Origin of the sequence: Neolewinella litorea, assembly GCF_004803465.1 — a bacterium.
In the GTDB taxonomy this organism is placed as follows: domain Bacteria; phylum Bacteroidota; class Bacteroidia; order Chitinophagales; family Saprospiraceae; genus Neolewinella; species Neolewinella litorea.
The window spans coordinates 583,202-604,099 of the sequence record NZ_SRSF01000001.1; the positions used below are offsets into that span (position 1 = coordinate 583,202).

13 protein-coding genes and 1 tRNA gene are annotated in these 20,898 nt (G+C 58.6%); 7 read left to right on the forward strand and 7 right to left on the reverse strand.

Annotated elements, in window-relative coordinates:
* Nucleotides 1-16 precede the first annotated feature (16 nt).
* Nucleotides 17-1,111 carry an endonuclease/exonuclease/phosphatase family protein gene (locus E4021_RS02475; protein ID WP_136456324.1) on the reverse strand — a complete coding sequence of 365 codons (1,095 nt, stop codon included), beginning with the start codon at nt 1,109-1,111 and terminating at the stop codon, nt 17-19.
* 70 nt (nt 1,112-1,181) lie between these two features.
* Between E4021_RS02475 and bshC the strand changes: the two genes are divergently transcribed.
* Nucleotides 1,182-2,771 carry a bacillithiol biosynthesis cysteine-adding enzyme BshC gene (gene bshC / locus E4021_RS02480; protein WP_136456325.1) on the forward strand — a complete coding sequence of 530 codons (1,590 nt, stop codon included), beginning with the start codon at nt 1,182-1,184 and terminating at the stop codon, nt 2,769-2,771.
* Here the strand turns inward: bshC and E4021_RS02485 are convergent.
* On the reverse strand, nt 2,768-5,869 hold the full coding sequence (locus tag E4021_RS02485) for a S41 family peptidase (protein WP_136456326.1): 3,102 nt from the start codon (nt 5,867-5,869) through the stop codon (nt 2,768-2,770). The two genes, bshC and E4021_RS02485, sit on opposite strands and share 4 nt — an antisense overlap.
* 49 nt (nt 5,870-5,918) lie before the next feature.
* Nucleotides 5,919-6,863 carry a methionyl-tRNA formyltransferase gene (gene fmt / locus E4021_RS02490; protein WP_246050201.1) on the reverse strand — a complete coding sequence of 315 codons (945 nt, stop codon included), beginning with the start codon at nt 6,861-6,863 and terminating at the stop codon, nt 5,919-5,921.
* A gap of 124 nt (nt 6,864-6,987) precedes the next feature.
* Here fmt and E4021_RS02495 point away from each other — a divergent pair, with 124 nt between their 5' ends.
* Nucleotides 6,988-7,809 carry an alpha/beta hydrolase gene (locus tag E4021_RS02495; protein ID WP_136456327.1) on the forward strand — a complete coding sequence of 274 codons (822 nt, stop codon included), beginning with the start codon at nt 6,988-6,990 and terminating at the stop codon, nt 7,807-7,809.
* A 369-nt stretch (nt 7,810-8,178) separates the two neighbouring features.
* Nucleotides 8,179-9,702 (forward strand): hypothetical protein, encoded by a 1,524-nt coding sequence (locus E4021_RS02500; RefSeq protein ID WP_136456328.1) that lies wholly within the window; start codon nt 8,179-8,181, stop codon nt 9,700-9,702.
* A 121-nt stretch (nt 9,703-9,823) separates the two neighbouring features.
* Here E4021_RS02500 and E4021_RS02505 read toward each other — a convergent pair.
* Nucleotides 9,824-9,908: transfer RNA gene (locus E4021_RS02505), tRNA-Ser, on the reverse strand.
* A 234-nt stretch (nt 9,909-10,142) separates the two neighbouring features.
* On the opposite strand from E4021_RS02505, the gene carB reads away from it, so the two are divergent.
* A complete protein-coding gene (gene carB, locus E4021_RS02510) occupies nt 10,143-12,977 on the forward strand; it encodes a carbamoyl-phosphate synthase large subunit (protein ID WP_136456329.1) in 2,835 nt (944 codons plus the stop codon).
* 18 nt (nt 12,978-12,995) lie between these two features.
* Here the strand turns inward: carB and ggt are convergent, their stop codons facing one another.
* Nucleotides 12,996-14,690 (reverse strand): gamma-glutamyltransferase, encoded by a 1,695-nt coding sequence (gene ggt, locus E4021_RS02515; RefSeq protein ID WP_136456330.1) that lies wholly within the window; start codon nt 14,688-14,690, stop codon nt 12,996-12,998.
* A 126-nt stretch (nt 14,691-14,816) separates the two neighbouring features.
* Here ggt and E4021_RS02520 point away from each other — a divergent pair, with 126 nt between their 5' ends.
* A complete protein-coding gene (locus E4021_RS02520; RefSeq protein ID WP_136456331.1) occupies nt 14,817-16,391 on the forward strand; it encodes a carboxylesterase/lipase family protein in 1,575 nt (524 codons plus the stop codon).
* A gap of 3 nt (nt 16,392-16,394) precedes the next feature.
* Here E4021_RS02520 and E4021_RS02525 read toward each other — a convergent pair whose 3' ends face one another.
* Complete coding sequence (locus tag E4021_RS02525; RefSeq protein WP_136456332.1) at nt 16,395-17,090, reverse strand: L-type lectin-domain containing protein; 696 nt, start codon at nt 17,088-17,090, stop codon at nt 16,395-16,397.
* Nucleotides 17,091-17,303: 213 nt separating this feature from the next.
* On the opposite strand from E4021_RS02525, the gene E4021_RS02530 reads away from it, so the two are divergent.
* Together E4021_RS02530 and ccsA are read left to right on the forward strand one after the other, a co-directional pair.
* Nucleotides 17,304-17,702: a cytochrome c maturation protein CcmE domain-containing protein gene (locus E4021_RS02530; RefSeq protein ID WP_136456333.1), complete on the forward strand. Its 399-nt coding sequence runs from the start codon at nt 17,304-17,306 to the stop codon at nt 17,700-17,702.
* Nucleotides 17,703-17,727: 25 nt separating this feature from the next.
* Entirely contained in the window at nt 17,728-20,577 is a 2,850-nt protein-coding gene (gene ccsA, locus E4021_RS02535) for a cytochrome c biogenesis protein CcsA (protein ID WP_246050202.1), read from the forward strand.
* On the opposite strand, the gene E4021_RS02540 is transcribed toward ccsA, so the two are convergent.
* Nucleotides 20,534-20,887: a single-stranded DNA-binding protein gene (locus E4021_RS02540; protein WP_136456335.1), complete on the reverse strand. Its 354-nt coding sequence runs from the start codon at nt 20,885-20,887 to the stop codon at nt 20,534-20,536. The two genes, ccsA and E4021_RS02540, sit on opposite strands and share 44 nt — an antisense overlap.
* Nucleotides 20,888-20,898: the final 11 nt, after the last annotated feature.

Genomic DNA, 20,898 nt, shown 5'->3' on the forward strand with positions numbered 1-20,898 from the left:
GGGGCATAACGGGAAACTACCTGAGCAGTTCGGCCGAAAGATAGACGGGTTGGTGGTCGCTGAACCGGAAATCCTGGTTAATGGCTTTGATCTGCCGGAGCCGTACGTTCGGGCTTGTGAGGTAGTAGTCAATTACGCTGCGTTCCGAGCGGTGGGCGTTGTAGGCCTCATCCGATTTGCGAACCGTGGCAACCGCGGGATCGTAAGCCCAAGCCCAACCTTCGGGCATAAAATCGAAGGCAACGGCCGCGGGCAAGATCGTCTCTTCTACGGTGGGGTTCAGACTGAACCAGTTGAATCCGGGCGGCACCTGGTTCCAGTCTCCCCCCACAATCACGTAACTCCCCGCCGCGTAGTCCTCGAGTACCCGCTCGCGCAGGAAATTCATCTGCTGACGCCGGAGGCTTCCGTCCGAGTCGTAGGCTGAGAGGTGTACGTTGTAAATGACCAAGGGAACATCCCAGGAGGTCTGGAACACCTGGCGCAGGGCACAGCGGTCCAACTGAAAGAGGCGAGTAGGCCAGCCAAATTCTCCCGGGAGTTGAATTCGCTCGGAGATCGACGGGAGATACCGGCTCATCGTCACCAACCCGCTCCGTACGCGACCGTAATGGTCCCAGGGTTGAAACAGCGGTATGGGTACCCGCTCGCTCTGGAAATTGGGAGCGTAAGTGGCTGCGTAATCTGGGCGCGCTAGGCGTGCGGTGTCCAGTTGATTGGTGAAGTAGCTGCGGCGGCTCGCCGTATCGATCTCCTGCAGGAGGAAGAAGTCGCTCAGGGTATTGGCCAGCGTCAGCCGCTGTCCGGCTACGTATCGGTCCACGTTCTCTTGCGGACTGCGGGCCCGCCCCAGGTCCGTCCAGAAGAAATCACCGCGGTTGTAAAAGAAGTAATCCTCCGATCCCAGGCCGCCGTAGCCGACATTCCAGGTTACGAACGTCAGCAGTGAATCCTCGATAACCGCAGGCGTAGCACCGGAAGGTTCAATTGGGGATAATGTAACCGTTCCTTCGGGCCGCCAGTCGGTCAGCGTACCGTAGATCAGGACGCCGCCCAGGTAGATCAACACAAGGAAAACAGGGTACCGAAGTACCCGCCAGATCGTATGCATGCTCAAAGGTACTGGTCCGGCGGGGTAAGGCCCCGGCAAACCTTTGCCGACAAAAGTTGTACCCTAAGCCATGCAAATAGATCGTCTACCCTTTTCCGAAGTACCCCAGTTTTCGAAGCGTGATGTGGCCTACGCAACCGGTAGCGCCGATCTGGCCCCCTTCAGTAAGTACCCCGTTTCCCTGGATGCCTTTGCACAGGTAATGCAGGACAAGGACCGCGATCCTATTGACCGCGACCTGTTGGCCAATGAATTGGGGCAGCAGTTCGCCAACCTGCCCCAGGAGCCGGCCGTCACCGAAGCGATACAGCACCTGCGTTCGCGGCAAACCTATACCGTTATTACGGCCCACCAGCCCTCGCTCTTCTTCGGCCCGCTGTACTTTGTACTGAAGATCTGCTCGGCGATAAACCTCGCGCGGCAATTGCAAGAACGTTACCCCGACCGAAGGTTTGTCGCGGTGTTCATCAGCGGTGGGGAAGACCACGATTTTGCCGAGGTCAATCACACTTACGTCTACGGAAATCGCATCACCTGGGATAATGAACTCGGTGGACCCGTCGCTGCCTACCCCACCGATAGTCTGGCACCCGTGCTGGAACAACTAAAGGAGGTGCTTGGAGACCGGGAAACGGCTCGTGAGATTTACGAGAAAATAGAAAAAGCCTACACCGGCTATGACCGCTACGGTACGGCTACCCTGGCCCTGGTACATGAGCTGTTCGGTCGCTACGGCCTGGTGGTGGCGGACATGAGCCGGCCGGCGTTCAAGAATGCCTTCCGCCCCATTATGGAAAGGGAGCTGTTTGATTCGGTCAGCCAGCCCCTGATCGAAGCCGCCCAGCAGAAACTTGAACGCCTGGGCTACAGCGGTCAGGCCCACGCCCGCGAGATCAACCTGTTCTACCTCACGCCGCGCCGCCGCGACCGCATCGTGCGGCAGGACGGCGGTTTTCGCGTACTGGACACCGACCTCCGGTTCAGTGAAACGGAACTCCGACAGGAACTGCAGGACCACCCCGAACGGTTCAGTCCGAACGTGGTCATGCGTCCCCTCTTCGAGGAAATGATCTTTCCCAATCTGGCCTACATTGGCGGGGGTGGAGAACTGGCCTACTGGCTGGAACGCAAGGAACAATTCGCTGCGTTCGGAGTCAACTTCCCGATGTTGATCCGGCGCAATTCCGTACTGTGGATCGACAAGGGTAATCAGAAAAAGCTGGACAAACTGGCACTCGACTACCGCGAGTTGTTCCGGGATGCCGACCTGATCATCCGTGACTACGTGGCCGAGCAGTCGGAGAACGAACTCAGTCTGGCCGAAGAACTCGCCCAACTGGAGGCGCTGTTCCAGAGCATCGCCCGCAAGGCCGAGGAGATCGACCCGACCCTGGCGAAGGCCGTCATGAGTGAGCACGCCAGACAGGCCAAGGCGGTAGAAAACCTGGAAGGCCGTCTGCGCCGTACCGAAAAGCAACGGTTCGAAACAGCCATGAACCAGATCCGGGGCCTGCGCGACAAGCTCTTCCCCGAGAACGGCATGCAGGAACGCTACGACAGCTTCCTCAACTTTTACCTGCAGGAGGGAGACCGCTTCTTCGACGTCCTCGTAGAAAACCTGGACCCGCTGCAAGAAGGGCTGGTGGTGATCCGCCCCTAGCGCTTTCCATTTTGCCTGACGATCTCGATGGCGCGGTCGAGCTGCGGGTCGGTCCCGTGCAGGCGATCGTGCATGGTATTGTCGACGCGAACATCGGGCTCGACGCCTGTCTTTTCCAGGTTCTCCCCGTCAAGCGTGTAGCACCCCCAACTGGGTAGGCGGTAAAACGAGCCGTCCACGAGCCCCTGCCCGCTCGTAAAGATGATCCAGCGGTAGGTGGGCATTCCGACCACCGTTCCCAGTTTCAATTGCTTGAAACCCTCGGCGGTCATCTCGGCGTCGCTCAGACTCTGTTCGTTAGTCAGCAGGACAATGGGTTTTGCCGCCGGGATGAAATTGGGCTGAAGGGTGGTCTCACCCTCGCGATAACCCCAGCGCAGGTAGGGCCGTTGGCTTAAAAACTGCAGTACGTCGTTGTGCACATTGCCCCCGGTGTTGTACCGCAGGTCCAGGATTAAGCCGTCGCGTTGGTGCCCCTCGGAGATCATCTCGTTGAGGAAATTATCCAGTTCGTCGGCGCCCATATTTTTCATGTGGACGTATGCGACGGTGCGATCGGTCTGCTCGTCCACCCGCTGCTGGTTGTCTCGCACCCACTCGTCGTAGCGTAAGTCGCGGGCTTCGGTATAGGGCATGGGGTGAAGCCGTACCTGAAATTTTTTCCCGTCCCGGTCCAGGGTAGCCAACACTTCCCGGTCGATGCTGGGCCGGGTGAAGTAGGATTCCCGGTTGCGAGCGGGGTCGATCGTTTCCCCGTCCAGCGCCACCAGTCGGTCGCCGGGCCGCACGTCAACCGTGTAATGATCTGCCGGTCCGTCGGTTATCACGCCGGTGATGCGCAGGGGGTCATCGAAAGCGAACACCAGGCCCAGGTCAAAAGTCTTCGTTCCAAAGGTGGTCTCCTCCTCCTCTCCCGTTGAGTAGAATCCGAAGTGGGAGGTATTCAGTTCACCCAGCATATCGTTGATGAGCCGGCGCAGGTCAGCCCGGGCGGTGACGTAGGGCAGGAAGGTGGCATAATGGTCGCGCACCTCCTGCCAGTTCACGCCGTGGAAGTCCTTGTCGTAAAAGTTTTCCTCGAGGTTGGCCCAGGTTTCGTAGTACATCTGCTCGAACTCCGGGCGCAGTGTCCGGCGGAACGTATGGTCCAGGTCGATGGCTTCGGTGGTGTTTTTGTCCAGGTCCAGCGTAAGCACCTTGCCGTCTCCCAGTAAGTAGTGTTTGCCTGCCACCGACACCAGATCCGCCGCGCCGCCAATTCCCTTTCCTTCGATGGACTCTGTTTTCGGCTCCTCGAAGGGGCTCAGGACGGTCTTGAAGAGCTTCGTTTTACCGGCTTCCTGGTTGCCGCCGTAGAGCACGATCTGTTCTTCGCCATCTTGTATGACCGCTACGCTACCCTGGTCACCAAATGAGGTACCGACTTGCTCAATGCGTTCGAGTATGTTTTCGGGCTCGATGATGGTCACGGAATCCTTCCGTAGCGTATCGTCGGTAAACAGGCGGGCCAGTCGCTCGGCCCGGAAGGGCTCCTGAAACCGGCGGAGCGGCAGGCGATATACGTTGGCGTCTCCCCCACCCCGGGGATAGCCGGGTTGGTGGCGGGCGGAGTGAAAGTAGAGGTAGCGGGCATCCGGTGACCAGTAAGGTGCCCATTCGGAAACGCCCGTCTGGGTCAGATTGTAGTGATCACCCGTGGCCAGTTCGTAGACCAGTATGTCCATCTCAAAGTTGCGGCGCACGTTGGCGGCCAGGTAGGCGTCGTCGGGTGACCAGCGCGGGGGGGTGTTCTGGATGGCCCAAAATTCATCGGTCAGCAGGGTGCGGGTGCCAAAATCGGTGAGGTCGAGCAGGCGGAGTTGGTCACGTCCGCTGAGGTAAGCCGCTTGCGTGGAGTCGTGACTGATCACGAGAATCCGGTTGTTGCGGCGATCATCGGTGTGTTGCCGCATTTCTCCGGTACCGTCGGCGGGCAGGGTGAACCAGTTCAAATACCCTTCGACGGTCTGGTTGAAAAGCAGGGTCCGATCGTCCTTCAGCCAGTGGACCTCCCGAACCCGCCCGGTGCCGGTAGACAGTTGTTGGATAAACTTTCCTTCAATGTCCGAAACGAAGAGTTCTCCCCGGGAAACGAATGCCAGCTTCTTCCCATCGTTGGAAACGGCAAAGTCGGAAATTTTCCCTTCGGTGGAGAAGTCCTGCTGCTGGGCCAGCGCTTCGAAATCGGTAATGGTGATGGGTACTTTTCGCTCCTCCCCCGTTGCCGGGTTCAGGGTATAGAGCTGATAGCCCTTAACGTACGCCAGCAGGCTGCCGTCGGCACTAACCGTTGGGGCATAGGCGGAAACCGGGCTGTCCATGAGGCGAGTCGTCGCGCCGTCGGTGCCCAGGCGGTACAGGTTATACTCATTATTGTCGCGGTCGGAGAGGAAATAGACCGTCCCGGAACGATCGATCACGGGCATCATATCCTTGCCCTCCCATTCGGTCAGTCGGGTGTAGGTGTCGGTGGCCGGATCGTAGCGCTTAATGTCGGGATTGAAGGGTCCGCGGTACCGCTTGCGGTGCGCAAAGAGGCTGCTTTCCCAGCTTTCGTTGAAGTAGACACTTCCGTCGGGGTGCTCGACGGCGTTGTGGACGTTGTTGAAGTAATGCTCGCCGAAGAGCCGTCGTGGGGTCCCTCCGCCGGTCGGCACGATGTAGGTGGCCATTCGATTTTCCCGGCCGGAAGTAAAGTAAATATGCTGTGCGTCCCAGGACCACCCTTCGACCTTATCGTCCGCTTCGTGGTACGTGAGCTGGGTGATGCGGCCCCCGCCCAGTGGCATCAGCATCACATCCTGATTGCCGTACTGACTGGAAGTGAAGGCGAGATAGCGGCCGTCGGGACTGATCGATGGATTCGATTCAATTCCTTCCAGGGCGGTGAGCCGTACGGCGTGGCCGCCGGTGGCCGGCACGCTCCAAAGGTCCTGATGATAGCTGAAGACGATGAGCTCCCCATCCGGACTAAGGGCGGGTTCGTTCACGAAATACAGTTCGTCCTGAGCCTGAAGGACCAGGCCAGGTAAAAGCAGCAGCCAGGTAATCAATCGCATAGTCGCCGGGTTTGGTGGGTAAGTTACACATCCCCCCGGGTGACGAAAACTACTGTCCCAGAACCGTATGCGCGGGTAGCTCGGTACCCCGCAGAAACTCCTGGGTTTCCATGCGTCTACGGCCGGCCAGTTGCAGGGACTCAACCACCAGGAACCCGTCCTGGCAGGCCACCCGCAGAGAATCCTTGTCGTAGGTCGTTACAGTTCCGGGGAGCAGCGCGTGATCTCCCGCTTCCACCCGCGTACGGATGATCTTCAGCTGCTGGCCTTCGAGGGTAGTCCAGGCCGCCGGCCAGGGACTCAGTCCGCGCACGAAGTTGTGTACCTCCGGTACGGGACGATTGAAGTCAATCCGGGCCATATCCCGGTTCAGCTTGGGGGCGGGAGTCGCCGCGGTATCGTCTTGCTTCCGTAACTGGTAATCGCCACCTTCGATCAGGCGTACGGTTTCCAGGACCAGGTCCGCCCCCTCCACCATCATCCGATCGTGGACGTCTCCGGCCGTCTCGTTTTCGCCGATTGGCATGCGGTGCTGGAGCAGTACGTCGCCGGCATCGATCTCGTGGCGGATGAAAAAGGTAGTTGCCCCCGTCTCGCGGTCTCCGTTCATCACCGCCCAGTTGATCGGTGCCGCGCCTCGGTAGCGGGGCAACAGTGATCCGTGGAGGTTGAAGGTGCCCAGTGGTGGCATATTCCACACCGCCTCCGGGAGCATGCGAAAGGCCACCACGATCTGCAAGTCGGCCCGAAGGCGCTTCAGATCGTTTTGGAAATCCGGTGCCTTGAGGTTTTTTGGTTGCAGGACGGGAATACCCAGCCGGACGGCGGCCCGCTTTACGGGTGATTCCAGCAACTGCTTGCCGCCGCGACCGCCCATCTTGTCGGTGGCGGTGATCACACCGACCACCGGATAACCGTGGTCGACCAGCTTTTCCAGGCTGGGGACGGCAAATTCGGGTGTACCCATGAATACGATGCGCGGGTGTTCTTTCATGCCGACAAAGGTAGGGAATGGGGGAAGGCCCGTGTAAGCTTACGGGGCTTCCTTCGGGGGTTTGCCGGGCCTGACCGGCGGACGGAATGAACATAGGTCCGCCAACGCTTACCTTGCCCATACGATGGAAGAATTCAGCTGGAAGAACGAGCAGGGCCTCAAGATTTACGCCGTGGACTGGAAAACGGACCAGCCCCAGGCCGTGGTGGGCATTATTCACGGATTGGGTGAGCACTGCCGCCGCTACGACGCCCTGGCCGCCTTTTTTAACGCCAACGGTATTGCGGTGGTAGGCTACGACCGGCAGGGATTTGGGCGCAGCGAAGGCCCGCGCGGCTACACCTCCCACTACCGCAACTACCTGGATGGCGTGGCCCAACTGCGGGTGCAGTGCGAGCGGCGGTACCCGCGCCTGCCGATCTTTCTGTTCGGACAGAGTATGGGCGGGCAGTTGTTGCTCCATTACCTGATTCATCGTAAACCCTCCCTTCACGGCGCGATCGTGTCCTCCCCGCACATTGCCGAGGCCTTCACTCCGAATCCGGTAATCGTCGGACTGGGGAAGTTCATGCGACAGGTGTACCCGGCACTTACGTTGAGTAACCAGCTTAATCCGGACGACCTGAGCAGGGACGCCAAGGTGGTGGCCGATTACCGCAACGATCCCCAGAACCACGACCGGCTGAGCTGCGGCGTAGGTATCGCCTTGTTGGAACGGGGTAAATTTCTCCAGGAATACAGCGGGGGGCTGACCGTCCCTACCCTCTTGTTGCACGGGACGGCCGACCGCATTACATCCCATGCCGCTTCGGAAGCCTTTGCCAGCCGGAATCCGGACCAACTGACCTTCGAAAGTGTCCCGGGGGGCTACCATGAATTGCACCACGAACCGGATAAAGAGGACTACCGCAACCGCATTCTTGCCTGGCTGAACGCCCGACTGTAGCGAATTTGCGAAGCAGCTTTTTTGCCCATAAATGAGAAAAATGACGGTTTAACCTTTGTTGCATCTGTCCACTTTTGGCTAGGCACTGGTGGTCGGTATTATCGGTGGCCGTTGACAAAATTGACGTCACAGTCCACAAGGTTAACTGCTGCGTAAACACCGGTGACACGGTCAAGGGTATGCACATCGGTAGGGCGTTCTGGCGGAAGTGTGCTATTACTTTCAAATACTTGTTGATTGTATTTTGGTCCCATCCCATATTCAAATCCTCACGAGGAACCGTTATCGGTTGCCTCGCCGGTTTTCTCCATTCGTTGGTACTGGAGGCGGATGTGGCTAGATTGTCGCCCCAGTGTTGGTTTTTGACTTATGAAACACCTGTCCGAGCTGGTGAGGCTGCTGGGAAAGGACGCTTACTTATGTTTTGAAAATTACCGGGATGAAGACTCGCTGCGGGCCTTGTACCACTACCTGCAGCAGACGGACCACCCCAATGACGAAGAGGCGGCAACCCAACTGGGTCTGGTGCCGGGCGGATCGAATTTCCGCAAACTCAAGCACCACCTCAAGCTTGAACTGTTGAATGCGGCTTCCGCCCTGGCGCCGGTCGGCAAGTCATCCGACCGGGATCAACGCACCTTCGGCTACGTATGGAAACTTATCGCCATCGGCAAGCAGCTTCGCACCTCTTTGGGATCTGAAGTATTGCTGACGTACCTGGAAGAGGCTTTTCGCCTGGCGGAGCAGTTTGGCATGCTCGACGCAGCGTATCAGTCGGCAGTGATGTTGCGGCGGCAGTACGTCAACCGAAGATTCGACCGCACGAAATATCAGTTGTACGCCGAGCGGGCGAGGTGGTACAAAGAGCGGTTGCGGAGCTACGAGGATGCGGTGGCGGATTTCAACTATGTCATATTCCTCCGCAATTCGCGGCAGCCGGCCGCCAAGGTACAGGCCGCGGCGTACCGGGCCTTCGAAAAACACGCTCACCTCATAACCAGGTACGATCTGCCGATCATCACCTATATCGTATTCCTGACTGAGTTAAACATCTACCTGGCGGTCAACGACTACGAGGGGGTGATCCGGGTAGCGGAAAAGGCCGTTGAGTATCTCGACGCAAAAACCGGTACCCAGCCTACCATGTACCAGGTGTTTGAGGTCAATCTCTGTCTGGCCTATACCCAACTGAACGACTACGAACGCGGTACCGCATTTGCCCGTCGATTGCTCAATAAGACGAAGCCCTCCGAACATAACTACATCAAGGTTTATGAACTCCTGCTCATCCTGTCGCTAAGGGCGGGCAAGTTTCAGGGTGCCTACGACAGCTACCTGGCCCTAAAGCCTAAAGTGGTAAATGCCAAAATGCAGCCCTTTTTCCGGGATACGTTCCGCATTATCGAGGCCTACTTGTACCTGTTGATCCGTCTGGGACAGGTCGAACCTCACGCGGACGACATGACTTTCCGGCGCTACCGGATCAGCCGTCTCATCAACTCCTTCGATCAGGTGCCCGGTGAGAAAAGTCACCGCAATATCCACCTGCTCATAATCGAGATCGTTGACAACATTATCAGTCGAAAGCACGGCAAGGTGACCTATAGCATTGAAGCGATAACTAAATATGCGAACCGTCACCTACGAGGCAGCGAATACCGGCGGGTGCGCTACTTCCTGAAGGCGCTGGCCCAGCTGTCCACCCAGCAATACCACCGTGAGGCCGTCGAACGGCACACCCGTCGCTACCTAAATCTGATGGCGGAACACCCCCTGAACGAAAGCCGGCTGCAATACTACATGGAATTGATCCCTTACGATGTACTGTGGGGTCTTATCCTGCAGGAACTGGGGTACAAGAGAGTCCGACTGACAAAAGGAAAAAATCCCTGAGGCACTGTCCCATACACCCCATCAATGGTTACTCCCTTAAAAAGGAACCCCATACGGCGGGGTCGGCATTGACCTGTCCGTACGGGGTGAGTCCGCTGCAACACTTGGCAACGGGGAGAAGCGGAGGAAGAGGGATTCGAACCCCCGGTACCTTGCGGTACGTCGGTTTTCAAGACCGGTGCATTCAACCACTCTGCCATTCCTCCGGAGCGGGTGATCGCTTCGGGCGGCAAAGGTAGCACAGGGAAAAGTAAGATGCAAGGCGTCAGCAGAGCAGGTATTGATGCCTGATGCGTGGTGGATCTGATTCATTTAGCAGGTTATACGGTCGGAAGCCAGCGCGCCTGGCATCCTTCGGGGAAAATCGGACCTGCGCTCCGGCGCCCGGAATGCGTTTGGCCGACTTATCTTTGCCCGAATTTTGACCTACCCACTCCCCCATGCCAAAGGATACTAGCATTACCTCCGTACTGATCATCGGCTCCGGACCCATCATCATAGGCCAGGCCTGCGAATTTGACTACTCCGGAACCCAGGCCAGCAGGAGCCTGCAGGAGGAAGGGATCGAGGTGACCATCCTGAATCCCAACCCGGCCACCATCATGACCGATCCGATGACGGCCGACAACGTCTACCTGCTGCCGCTGACGATCGAAAGCGTGGAGCAGATCCTGAAGGAGCGCAAGATCGACGCGGTACTGCCCACCATGGGCGGTCAATCAGCTCTGAACCTGGCCATCGAATGCGGTGAGGTGGGGCTGTGGGAAAAGTACAAGACGCGCCTGATCGGCGTAGACCTGGAGGCCATTGAACTGGCCGAGAACCGGGAACTCTTCCGCAAGCACATGGAGGCGATCGGACTGAAGTGCGCGCCGGCCATGATCGCCAACTCCTTTCTGGAAGGCATGGAAGCCGCACAGGAGATCGGATTCCCTCTGGTGATTCGGCCCAGCTACACCCTGGGCGGATTCGGAGGCGGCTTTTGCTTCAACGAAGACGAGTACCCGGAAATGCTGCGGCGCGGCCTTGACGCCAGTCCGACCCACGAGGTGCTCATCGACAAGGCGGTGCTGGGCTGGAAGGAATTCGAGCTCGAACTGCTGCGCGACTCGGCCGACAACGTGGTGATCATCTGTACCGTGGAGAATTTCGACCCCATGGGCATCCACACCGGCGACTCCATCACGGTGGCACCGGCCATGACGCTTTCCGACACCGCCTACCAGGATATGCGCAACCAGGCCATCCTGGCAATGCGCTCGATGGGCAACTTCGCCGGCGGCTGCAACATCCAGTTCAGCCAGAACCCGGAGACCGAAGAGCTGATCGTCATCGAGATCAACCCCCGCGTGAGCCGCTCTTCAGCCTTGGCCTCGAAGGCTACCGGCTATCCGATCGCCAAAATTGCGGCCAAATTGGCCCTGGGCTACCGGCTGGACGAGTTGAAGAACCAGATCACGAAAACCACCTCCGCCTTTTTCGAGCCTACCCTCGATTACGTGATCGTGAAGATCCCGCGGTGGAACTTCAACAAGTTTCCGGGAGCGGATCACCGCCTTGGCTTGCAGATGAAGTCGGTAGGCGAAGTCATGGGCATCGGCCGCAACTTCCTCGAGGCGCTGCAGAAAGCCTGCCAGTCGCTGGAGAACGGCCGCGCTGGACTGGGCTCCGACATCAAGGAGTGGATCAAGACCGACGACATCCTCGACCGACTCGAAAACGTTAGCGAAGACCGCATCTTCCGCTTAAAGGATGCCCTGCGTCTGGGTGTACCCCGCAAGACGATCCAGAAACTCACGAAGATCGACCCCTGGTTCATCAACCAGATCAAGCGGCTCGTCGACTACGACGCCGAAGTGCTGAAGTACAACGTACCGGAAGACCTGCCCGAAGAGCTATTCCGGGAGCTAAAGCAAGTGGGATACTCCGACATCCAGATCGCCTACCTCCTGCGCGTGGACCCGGAGGCGGTTACCAAACAGCGGTACAAACTGGGGATTCGCCGTGTTTACAAGATGGTCGATACCTGCGCCGCGGAATTTGAATCCAACACCCCCTATTTCTACTCCACCTTCGACGGAGAAAACGAGAGCGAGGTATCGGACCGCAAGAAAATCATCGTCCTCGGTTCCGGTCCAAACCGAATCGGCCAGGGTATTGAGTTTGACTACTGTTGCGTCCACGGACTTAAAGCGGTGCAGGAAGCCGGCTACGAGGCCATCATGGTCAACTGCAATCCGGAAACGGTGTCGACCGACTTCGATACGGCCGACAAGCTTTACTTCGAACCCGTATTCTGGGAGCACCTCTGGGAGATCATCGAAATGGAAAAGCCGGAGGGCATCATCGTCCAGCTGGGCGGTCAGACGGCCCTGAAACTGGCCGGCGAACTCACCCGGCGTGGCATCAAGATCGTGGGTTCCAGCTACGATGCGCTGGATCTCGCCGAGGATCGTGGCCGCTTCTCCCAGCTGCTCGCCGACCTGGACATCCCCTACCCCGACTTCGGCACGGCCATCGACGCCGACCAGGCGCTGGAGGTTGCCAACCGGGTCAAGTACCCCGTCCTGGTACGCCCCAGCTACGTGCTCGGTGGCCAGGATATGCGCATCGTGATCAACGACGCCGAACTTGAGCGCCACGTCTTGTCGATCTTTAAGAAGGCCCCGGACGACCAGGTGCTGGTCGATCACTTCCTGGACCGCGCCAAGGAAGCGGAGATCGACGCCATCTGCGACGGCGAGGAGGTACACATTATGGGCATCATGGAGCACATCGAGCCGGCCGGCATTCACTCCGGTGATTCTTCGGCGGTGCTGCCCACCTATTCCCTGAGCGTTTCGGCGGTGAACAAGATGCGGGAGTACGCCGAGAAACTGGCCTACGCCCTAAAGATCAAAGGGCTGCTCAACGTGCAGTTCGCCATCAAGACCGACAAAGAGACCGGCGAGGAACGGGTGTACGTGATCGAGGCGAACCCGCGCGCTTCGCGTACAACCCCCTTCATCGCCAAGGCATACAAGGTGCCCTACCTGAATATCGCCACCAAGGTGATGCTGGGCTCCCACAAGCTGAAGGACTTTGAGATCAACCCCCAGCCGAGCGGCTACGCCATCAAGGTGCCGGTGTTCAGCTTCAACAAGTTCCCGAATGTGGACAAGCAGCTTGGACCGGAAATGAAGTCGACCGGCGAGGCAATCCGCTTCGTAAAGGACATGACCGATCCCTTCTTTCGCGAATTGGACCGCAACCGCAGTCAGTACCTGACCCGGTAAAATTGCCGTGGGGCTGAATCAGTACCCCACCGCCTGACCGTCCTTCCGACTTTCGGAGGCACCGTGGTACACGCCGTTCTCCAGGTCGCGCAGAATAGCCTGGTACCCGCCGTAGCTGCCGCGTGTGAAGCCTACGGAGTGCCCACGATCCATCAGTCCGCGTATGGTACTGTAGGGTATGCCGCTTTCTACCCGCACCTCTCCTTCGTTGCGTTCCGCGCCCATTGGGGAGGATCCGCCGGTGTGGTCCCACCGTGCGGCGTCACCCGCTTCCTGGAGATTCATGCCAAAGTCGATGAGGTTCATTACGATCTGGGTGTGACCCTGCGGCTGGAAGTCGCCACCCATGACGCCGAAGCTTACCCAGGGCTTACCGTCCTTCGTGATGAATGCGGGAATGATGGTATGGAAGGGCCGTTTGCCCGGTTCGTAGGTATTGGCCTGCCCGGGCGTGAGCGAGAAAAGTTCCCCGCGATCCTGCAGCATGAAACCCAGTCCGGGAGGTACCATACCCGACCCCATGCCGCGGTAATTGCTCTGGATCAGGGAAACCATATTGCCTTCCTTGTCGGCCGTGGTGAGGTAAATTGTCTCGCCGGCGCTGATCTCTCCGGCCTGATATACGGTGGCGCGTTCTCCCATCAGGCTCCGCCGATCGGCAGCGTACTCCTCACTGATGAGCCATTCTACCGGCACTTCGGCGAAGTCCATATCCGCGTAGTAGCGGGCGCGATCTTCGAAGGCCAGTTTTTTGGCTTCGGTGAAGAGGTGAAGGTGTTCGGCGCTGCCAAATTCAATGTCGGAAAAGTCGTAGCCTTCCAGGATGGCCAGCATCTGCAGGGCGGCGATGCCCTGTCCGTTGGGCGGCAGCTCCCAGACGTCATAGCCCCGGTAGTTTACCGAAACCGGCTCCACCCATTCAGAGCGGTGCTCGGCCAGGTCCTCCTCCGACAGGTAGCCACCCTGCTCCTGGATGAACTCGGCGATGGTAGCCGCAATTTCCCCGCGATAGAAGGCATCGCGACCTCCCGTCGCGATCCGCCGGTAGGTTTCGGCCAGGTAGGGATTGCGGTAGATATCCCCCTCATCGGGCAGCGTACCGCCATTTTGTTCCAGGTAAGTTTCCCGGATGTTGGGGAAGCCCTTCGCCAGGAAATTGGGGACCGAGCGGTGCATGTACCAGACAATGAGCTGGGTAAGGGGAAAGCCATTCTCGGCGTAAGAAATGGCCGGGGCAAGCAGGTCGGTCATGGGAACGGAACCGAAGCGTTCGTGCAGACTGAACCAGCCGTCCACGGCACCCGGTACGCTCACCGGAAGTGGACCCAGAGCAGGAATCTTATCCAGTTTCTTCTCCAGCAGGTTATCGAGGGTCATGCCCCTGGGTGAACGACCACTGGCGTTCAGGGCGTAAAGCTGTTGCGTTTCCGCGTCCCAGACGATGGCGAACAAGTCGCCGCCCACGCCGCAGCCGGTAGGCTCCATCAATCCCAGTGCGGCATTGGCGGCAATGGCCGCGTCGATGGCGTTGCCGCCGTCTTTAAGGACCTGCAGACCGATCTGACTCGCCAGGGGATGACTGGTGGCCACCATGCCGTTGGTAGCCAGCACTTCCGAGCGGGTCGCTTCGAGCGAGCCGTTAATGCGGTCCTGGGCCAGTAGGGGAAACAGCAGGAGGGTGAGTAATGAAACGAGGAGGATTTGACTGCGCATAAGTGAATCGGTTGTCTGGAAAGGTAAGGAAGGCTGCAGAGAATGCCCAAGCGGTACCACATGAGGAAAAGCTGCCCTGGGCGAAGATGCTAAAATCGGTATATTGGCCTAAAGTCAATATTAACCATGCACACCAACCGCAACCTACTATTACTGCTGCTCGCCGCGGTCCTCTGCACCGGCGCTCGCGCCCAGGACCTCAAGTTCGGCTTTGCCGTTCAGACCGAGGTTGCGAATGGAAAGCTCGAGGGCAATTACAGCACGCGGACCGGCGTCCAAAGCTACCTGGGCATCCCTTTCGCCGCGCCTCCGGTAGGTGAATTGCGGTGGCAGCCCCCGCAGCCGGCGGAAGACTGGGAAGGTGTGCGTATGACCAAGACTTTCGGCCCCCGGCCGGTGCAACGCTATATCTACGACGACATGCGCTTCCGATCGCCCGAGGTAAGCGAGGACTGCCTGTACCTGAACGTTTGGACGCCCGCCAAAAGAGACCAACAGGGCCTGCCTGTGTTGGTCTACTTCTACGGCGGCGGCTTCAGCGCCGGAGCCGGCGACGAGCGCCGCTACGACGGTGAACGACTGGCACAGGAGGGAGTGGTAGTGGTTACCCCAAACTATCGGCTCAATATATTTGGCTTTCTGGCGCACCCTGAACTGACAGCAGAGTCCGATTACGGGGGATCAGGCAATTACGGACTGATGGACCAGGCCGCCGCTATACAGTGGGTTAGGGATAACATCGCCGCCTTCGGGGGCGATCCGGAGCGCATCACCATTGCCGGGGAAAGCGCCGGCTCGATGTCGGTAAGTCTGCAAATGGTCTCTCCCCTCTCGCGCGACCTGCTGGCGGGCGCCGTTGGACAGAGCGGCGGGGCGGTGAATCCGCAGCGGCCCGTTCCACCCCTGGCGGAAGGAGAAGCCTGGGGCAGCCAATTTTTGAAAAGCGCCGGCTACAGTTCGATCGCCGAACTGCGTTCAGCGTCCACCCGCGACATCTATGAGGCCTACAATAGCGGCGATATGGGCAGCCCTCCTATCGTAGTCGACGGCCGGTTCATCACGGAGGAGCCCACGGTGACATTCACGAACGAACGGCAAGCGCAGGTGCCCCTGATGGTTGGCTGGACGAGTACGGAACGCCCGTGGGGCCGTTTTCCCGATTCCCCGGAAGCTTACCGCAAGATGCTGTCGGAGCAGTACTCCGACCACGCCACGGAACTACTCGAGCATTATCCCGACAACACCCCCACGCGTTCGGCCATCGAGCTGGCCTCGGACACCTGGATCGTGCTCGGCACCTGGAACTGGGCCGACTTGCACCGGCGCAATAGCGAAGCACCCGTATTCCGCTACCGCTTTGATCAAATTCGGCCCCCGTTGAAGGGGGAAACCCGTGAGCAGGAGCCTCCCGGGGCCGCCCACGCTACCGACATCGAGTACTTACTCAATTCCCTGGACGTATCGGACGGCTACGCCTGGGGCGCGGACGACCGCCAGGCGGCCACGACCATGGTACGCTTCCTCGCCAATTTCATCAAAACTGGTAACCCCAACGGAGATGACTTGCCCGAATGGCCGGCACTCGAAGATGGAGAAAAGCCGCAGGTAATGATATTGGACGCCGACAGCCGGGCCGAACCCTTCGAGGCCGAGCCGCGCTACCGTTTTCTGAAGAAAATGTACGGGGAGGCGCGCCGCTAGGGGCTAGTCCACCAAGGCGTAGACCAACTTGCGGATGCAAACGTCCTGGAAATTGATCTTGCGTCCCGTAGCCGCAGTGGCGCCCCAGTAAACTTTGCTATTGCCCCCGAAAATAGTGCTGACGATGTCCCCGGTATAAGTGGCAACCAACTCGTCATCCAGCTTCACCTCAAGTTTTTGTTTGCCCGGGTGCCAGCTGATGGTAAGTGGGTGGCGTGCTCCGTTTTCCAGGTTGGGAATCTCTACCGGCCCAACCATACTGCGGGCGTGGTGAGCTTGTCCGTGGGGCATGATGGCCACGTGGTCATTAGCGGGGTCACCGAGGTGAAAATTCTGGTAAGTATCGAACTCAATACCCAGGGAGGGGTAAAGTCCGGCGAAGCCCATGCCCTCGCCCCGGTATCCCGTTTGCATGGTCGGGTGAAATACGAATACAATACCGTCCGCGCCGAGCTCATTGTTGTTGCCCAGGACGAGATCAACGGTCAGTTCGAAGGGATAATTCAGGTCCATCGGGTTCTGGAACCAGGCCGATCCGGAGACGTAGGGTGTCTCGGGCGTCAGGCGGATACATTCCTCATTCAGGATCTTGGCGCTCCCCCCCAGCCGGAATTCCTGTACACTGCTTTGGGCGCCCAGCGCGGGTGCAAGGGATACCAGGCAGACAGCCAGGAAAAGCGGTAGGGCACGCGCGGTCATAGGGCCTTAGTTTACAGTGACTTGTAACAAAATACGGAAAGCGGGGAAATGTTTTGCCCGGGCAGGGGCCACCGGGCAGCGGGCGGGGTACCGAAAATCAGGATTTGAGCGACCGTAACTGCCATTTTACCGTGTGCTGACCCAGCCCGACAACGCTCCGGCTACCTTAGCGTTTGCTCCATATCAACCCTTCCGAAACTGTAGCTTCCAATAATGAAAAAGTCCTATTTACTGGCCGTACTTCTCGTGGTGATTGCCGTGGTGTTGCTGCTGCAAACGGGCAGTGCCACCTCTGAGTACGCCAACTTTGCCAAGGCCGCCGAATCCGGCGACAAAGTGCAGTTGGTGGGAACCTACGTCAAGGATAAGCCGACGATCTATGATCCCCTTACCGATCCCAATTACTTCAGTTTTTTCCTGGAGGACCTGGCCGGCACCGAACGGGAGGTCATTCTGCTGATGGGCAAACCGCAGGATTTCGAAATGAGCGAGAGCATCGTGCTCACGGGTCGGATGCAGGACGAACGCTTCATCGCCAGTGACATCCAGATGAAGTGCCCGAGTAAGTACAAGGACGAGGAGGAGATGATCAAGAACCTCACCGAGAGCTAGCCCCTGCATGGAAGAAATTCAATATTTGAACGAGCACCTCGGTCCCCGCTACATCGGCCATTTCGCGATCGTGGTGGCCTTCTTTGCCGCCCTGCTCAGTATGGTCAGCTATTTCCTGGCCACCCAGTACCGGAGCGAGGTACTGCGCAGCCGGGGTTGGCAGCGGCTCGGCCAACTCAGCTTTCTGGCCCACGGCGCGGCGGTATTCACGGTGATTGGTTGCATCTTTTTCGCGATGCTTAATCAGTACTACGAGTATCAGTACGTGACCGCCCACGTCGACGGCCAGTTGCAGCAACGCTACATCTTCTCCGCGTTCTGGGAAGGGCAGGAAGGAAGTTTCCTTTTGTGGACCTTCTGGCACGTCATCCTCGGTTATGTGCTGATGGTGACGGCCCGCAGCTGGGAAAAGCCGGTGATGGCGGTGGTCTGTTCCGTGCAGGTGATCATCGTTTCGATGCTGCTCGGCGTGCACTTTGGCTTCGGTGACTTCCTGATCAAATTGGGTTCCAATCCCATGCTGCTCCTGCGCGAGACGGTAAACGCTCCCATCTTTCAGCAGGCCGATTACGTCGATTTGCTGCGGGGTAACGGACTTAACCCCAGCTTACAGAACTACTGGATGACCATTCACCCCCCGACGCTCTTCCTGGGCTTCGCTAGCACGGTCGTTCCCTTCGCTTACGCGGTGGCGGGGCTGTGGACCGGCCGGCACAAGGAATGGCTCACGCCGGGACTGAAGTGGAGTCTGTTTAGCGCGGGTATTCTCGGCATCGGCATCTTAATGGGGGCCGCCTGGGCCTACGAAGCGCTCAACTTTGGCGGGTACTGGGCCTGGGACCCCGTGGAAAACACCAGTCTGGTACCCTGGCTCATGCTCGTGGCCGGCATCCATACCAACCTCATCAGTCGCGCTACCGGACAGGGTATCCGCGCAACCTACCTTTTCTACCTGTTCACATTCGTGCTGATCGTGTACAGTACCTTCCTTACCCGATCTGGTGTGCTGGGCGATACCAGCGTACACGCCTTTACGGAGATGGGCCTGGAAGCCCAACTGCTTTTCTTCCTTGGGTTCTACTTCGTACTGAGCCTTGGCCTGGTGGTCTGGCGCTGGAAGCACATTCCCGTGCCGGAAAAGGAGGAATCCACCAGCAGCCGGGAGTTCTGGATGTTCATCGGCAGCCTGACACTGTTCATGTCGGCGGTCCTCATCACGGGTTCGACCAGTTTGCCCGTGTACAACGAGATTCGGCAAGCCTTCGACCCCGTATTTGATGGACTGACCCTTACCGACCCTGAAGCCCACCACAACCGCTTCCAGATCTGGATCGGCATTTTCATCGGATTGTTGAGCGGCGTGGCCCAGTACCTGCGGTGGCGGGAGAAAAAATTCAGCAAGCACGTCCGGTGGTTTGCCCTGCACACGGGACTTGCCCTGGTGGGTGCGGCCCTGTTGACCTTCCTTACCCTGCAGTGGATCGAAGCTCCTACCCTGCCCTACAAGGCCATGGTATTCGCCGGATGGTTTGCAGTGTGGGCGAACGTAGATTACCTATTCTTTTTCGTGCGCAAGGATCCGAAGGTAGCCGGCAGTGTAGTCAGTCACCTCGGCTTCGGCATCATGCTGATCGGCATTATGGCCAGTTCCGGCAACAAGCGGATTATCAGCCAGAATCAGTTCCTCATGGAGGGTCTCACGGAGGACGAGCAGTTGGCCCGCAGTACGGTGCGTCTTTACGAGGGCATTCCGCTGGGCATGGAAGACTATATCGTCACCTATACCGGCGACACCATCGAGGGGATGAACCGGCGGTACTTTATGGATTACAAAAGAGTAAACGCGGCCGGAGAGGTGATCGAAGAGTTCCAGCTCGACCCCAACGTGCTGTACGACAAGGGATTCGACAAGATCGCGATTACGAACCCCAGCACGAAGCACTACTGGAATCGGGATGTTTTTACCGTCATTATGGGACTTCCCCCGGAAGAACAGAGCGTATCCGTTCGCCAGGCCACGGAAGACAGCCTGAAATACCGCGTCACACCGTTGTCCCGGGGCGAGGAAACCAGCTTCCGCGATACCGTTGCCATTCCGCAGCGCGACCGGTCGATCATTTACACTTACACCGTCGGACTGGAGGATTTCTCCCGCCATCCCTCCCACCCGGAATACACCCCGGAGCCGGGAGATATCGGCCTCGGGGCTAAAGTCCGGGCGTCCCGCACCGGTGGTATCGCCAATCACGATACCATTGCCGACGTGGCGATCGTACTGCGAGAAGGTTTGCTGTATCATTACCCGGCCCAGTTGAACGATATGTCGCTGCGCGTGAAGATCGACGAAAGCATCTTCGAGCAACTGCTGGTAAAGGATGCGGATCTTCAGTACCGCGAATTCGTGGTAAAACCCGGATCACGTTTCCGCATCGGTGGAAGGGAGGTAACCTTCCAGCGGTTCATTTCCCAGCCGGAGGTCGACCATTTCCAGCCCCAGGATGGCGACATCTACGTCAGTGCCCTGCTGGAGTCGGAAGGTCAGACCATGCAGCCGGTGTTCCTCATTCGCGGTAACCAGCCCAGCGGCATCCGCGACGAGATTACGGAGCAGGGACTTTACGCCCACCTGCTGAGTCTCAATCCGGAAACCAACGAAGCCACCCTCCGGGTTGCAAGTTCGCGTCCGACGTCCGCCCCCACCATTCCCCTGGCGGTGGCCCCCCGCAGTTACCGTACCGATTACATTACCCTGCAGGCCATTGAGTTCCCCGGTATTTCCTTGTTCTGGTTCGGAGCTACCTCCATGATGCTCGGCTTGCTGATCAGTATGGTCACTCGAGCCCGGGCACGACGGAAAGATTTCGTGCGGGCCTAAGGGCCTGGTCATCACTAACCGCATCCAGGAAACTGTACTGCCGGATGAGCACATACGGCCGGTCGACCACGCGATCACCACGGCGGTGCTCGCGGTACAGTAGTTCCCCGCGGATTAGGAGGAGGTTGTCGGTTTCCAGGTGTGTATGCAGCGTGAGGGCTGCTGGTCCGTAGGCCAGGCAATGGTGGTGGTGCGCCCGGCCGCGGCGGTCGTGGGTGAGCAATTGTATGCGAGTCAGATCCATTCCTCGCGGGGTACAATAGTAGACGGGGGGCCGGGTTATCCGGCCGATTAAGCTTACCTGATTCATTAGGTGGTTAG

Coding starts and splice junctions, on each gene's coding strand:
- E4021_RS02485 (WP_136456326.1), bottom strand. CDS start 5,869: ATGCGATTGATTACCTGGCTGCTGCTTTTACCTGGCCTGGTCCTTCAG.
- fmt (WP_246050201.1), bottom strand. CDS start 6,863: ATGAAAGAACACCCGCGCATCGTATTCATGGGTACACCCGAATTTGCC.
- E4021_RS02525 (WP_136456332.1), bottom strand. CDS start 17,090: ATGACCGCGCGTGCCCTACCGCTTTTCCTGGCTGTCTGCCTGGTATCC.
- E4021_RS02530 (WP_136456333.1), top strand. CDS start 17,304: ATGAAAAAGTCCTATTTACTGGCCGTACTTCTCGTGGTGATTGCCGTG.
- E4021_RS02540 (WP_136456335.1), bottom strand. CDS start 20,887: ATGAATCAGGTAAGCTTAATCGGCCGGATAACCCGGCCCCCCGTCTAC.
- carB (WP_136456329.1), top strand. CDS start 10,143: ATGCCAAAGGATACTAGCATTACCTCCGTACTGATCATCGGCTCCGGA.
- E4021_RS02500 (WP_136456328.1), top strand. CDS start 8,179: ATGAAACACCTGTCCGAGCTGGTGAGGCTGCTGGGAAAGGACGCTTAC.
- ggt (WP_136456330.1), bottom strand. CDS start 14,690: ATGCGCAGTCAAATCCTCCTCGTTTCATTACTCACCCTCCTGCTGTTT.
- bshC (WP_136456325.1), top strand. CDS start 1,182: ATGCAAATAGATCGTCTACCCTTTTCCGAAGTACCCCAGTTTTCGAAG.
- E4021_RS02520 (WP_136456331.1), top strand. CDS start 14,817: ATGCACACCAACCGCAACCTACTATTACTGCTGCTCGCCGCGGTCCTC.
- E4021_RS02475 (WP_136456324.1), bottom strand. CDS start 1,111: ATGCATACGATCTGGCGGGTACTTCGGTACCCTGTTTTCCTTGTGTTG.
- E4021_RS02495 (WP_136456327.1), top strand. CDS start 6,988: ATGGAAGAATTCAGCTGGAAGAACGAGCAGGGCCTCAAGATTTACGCC.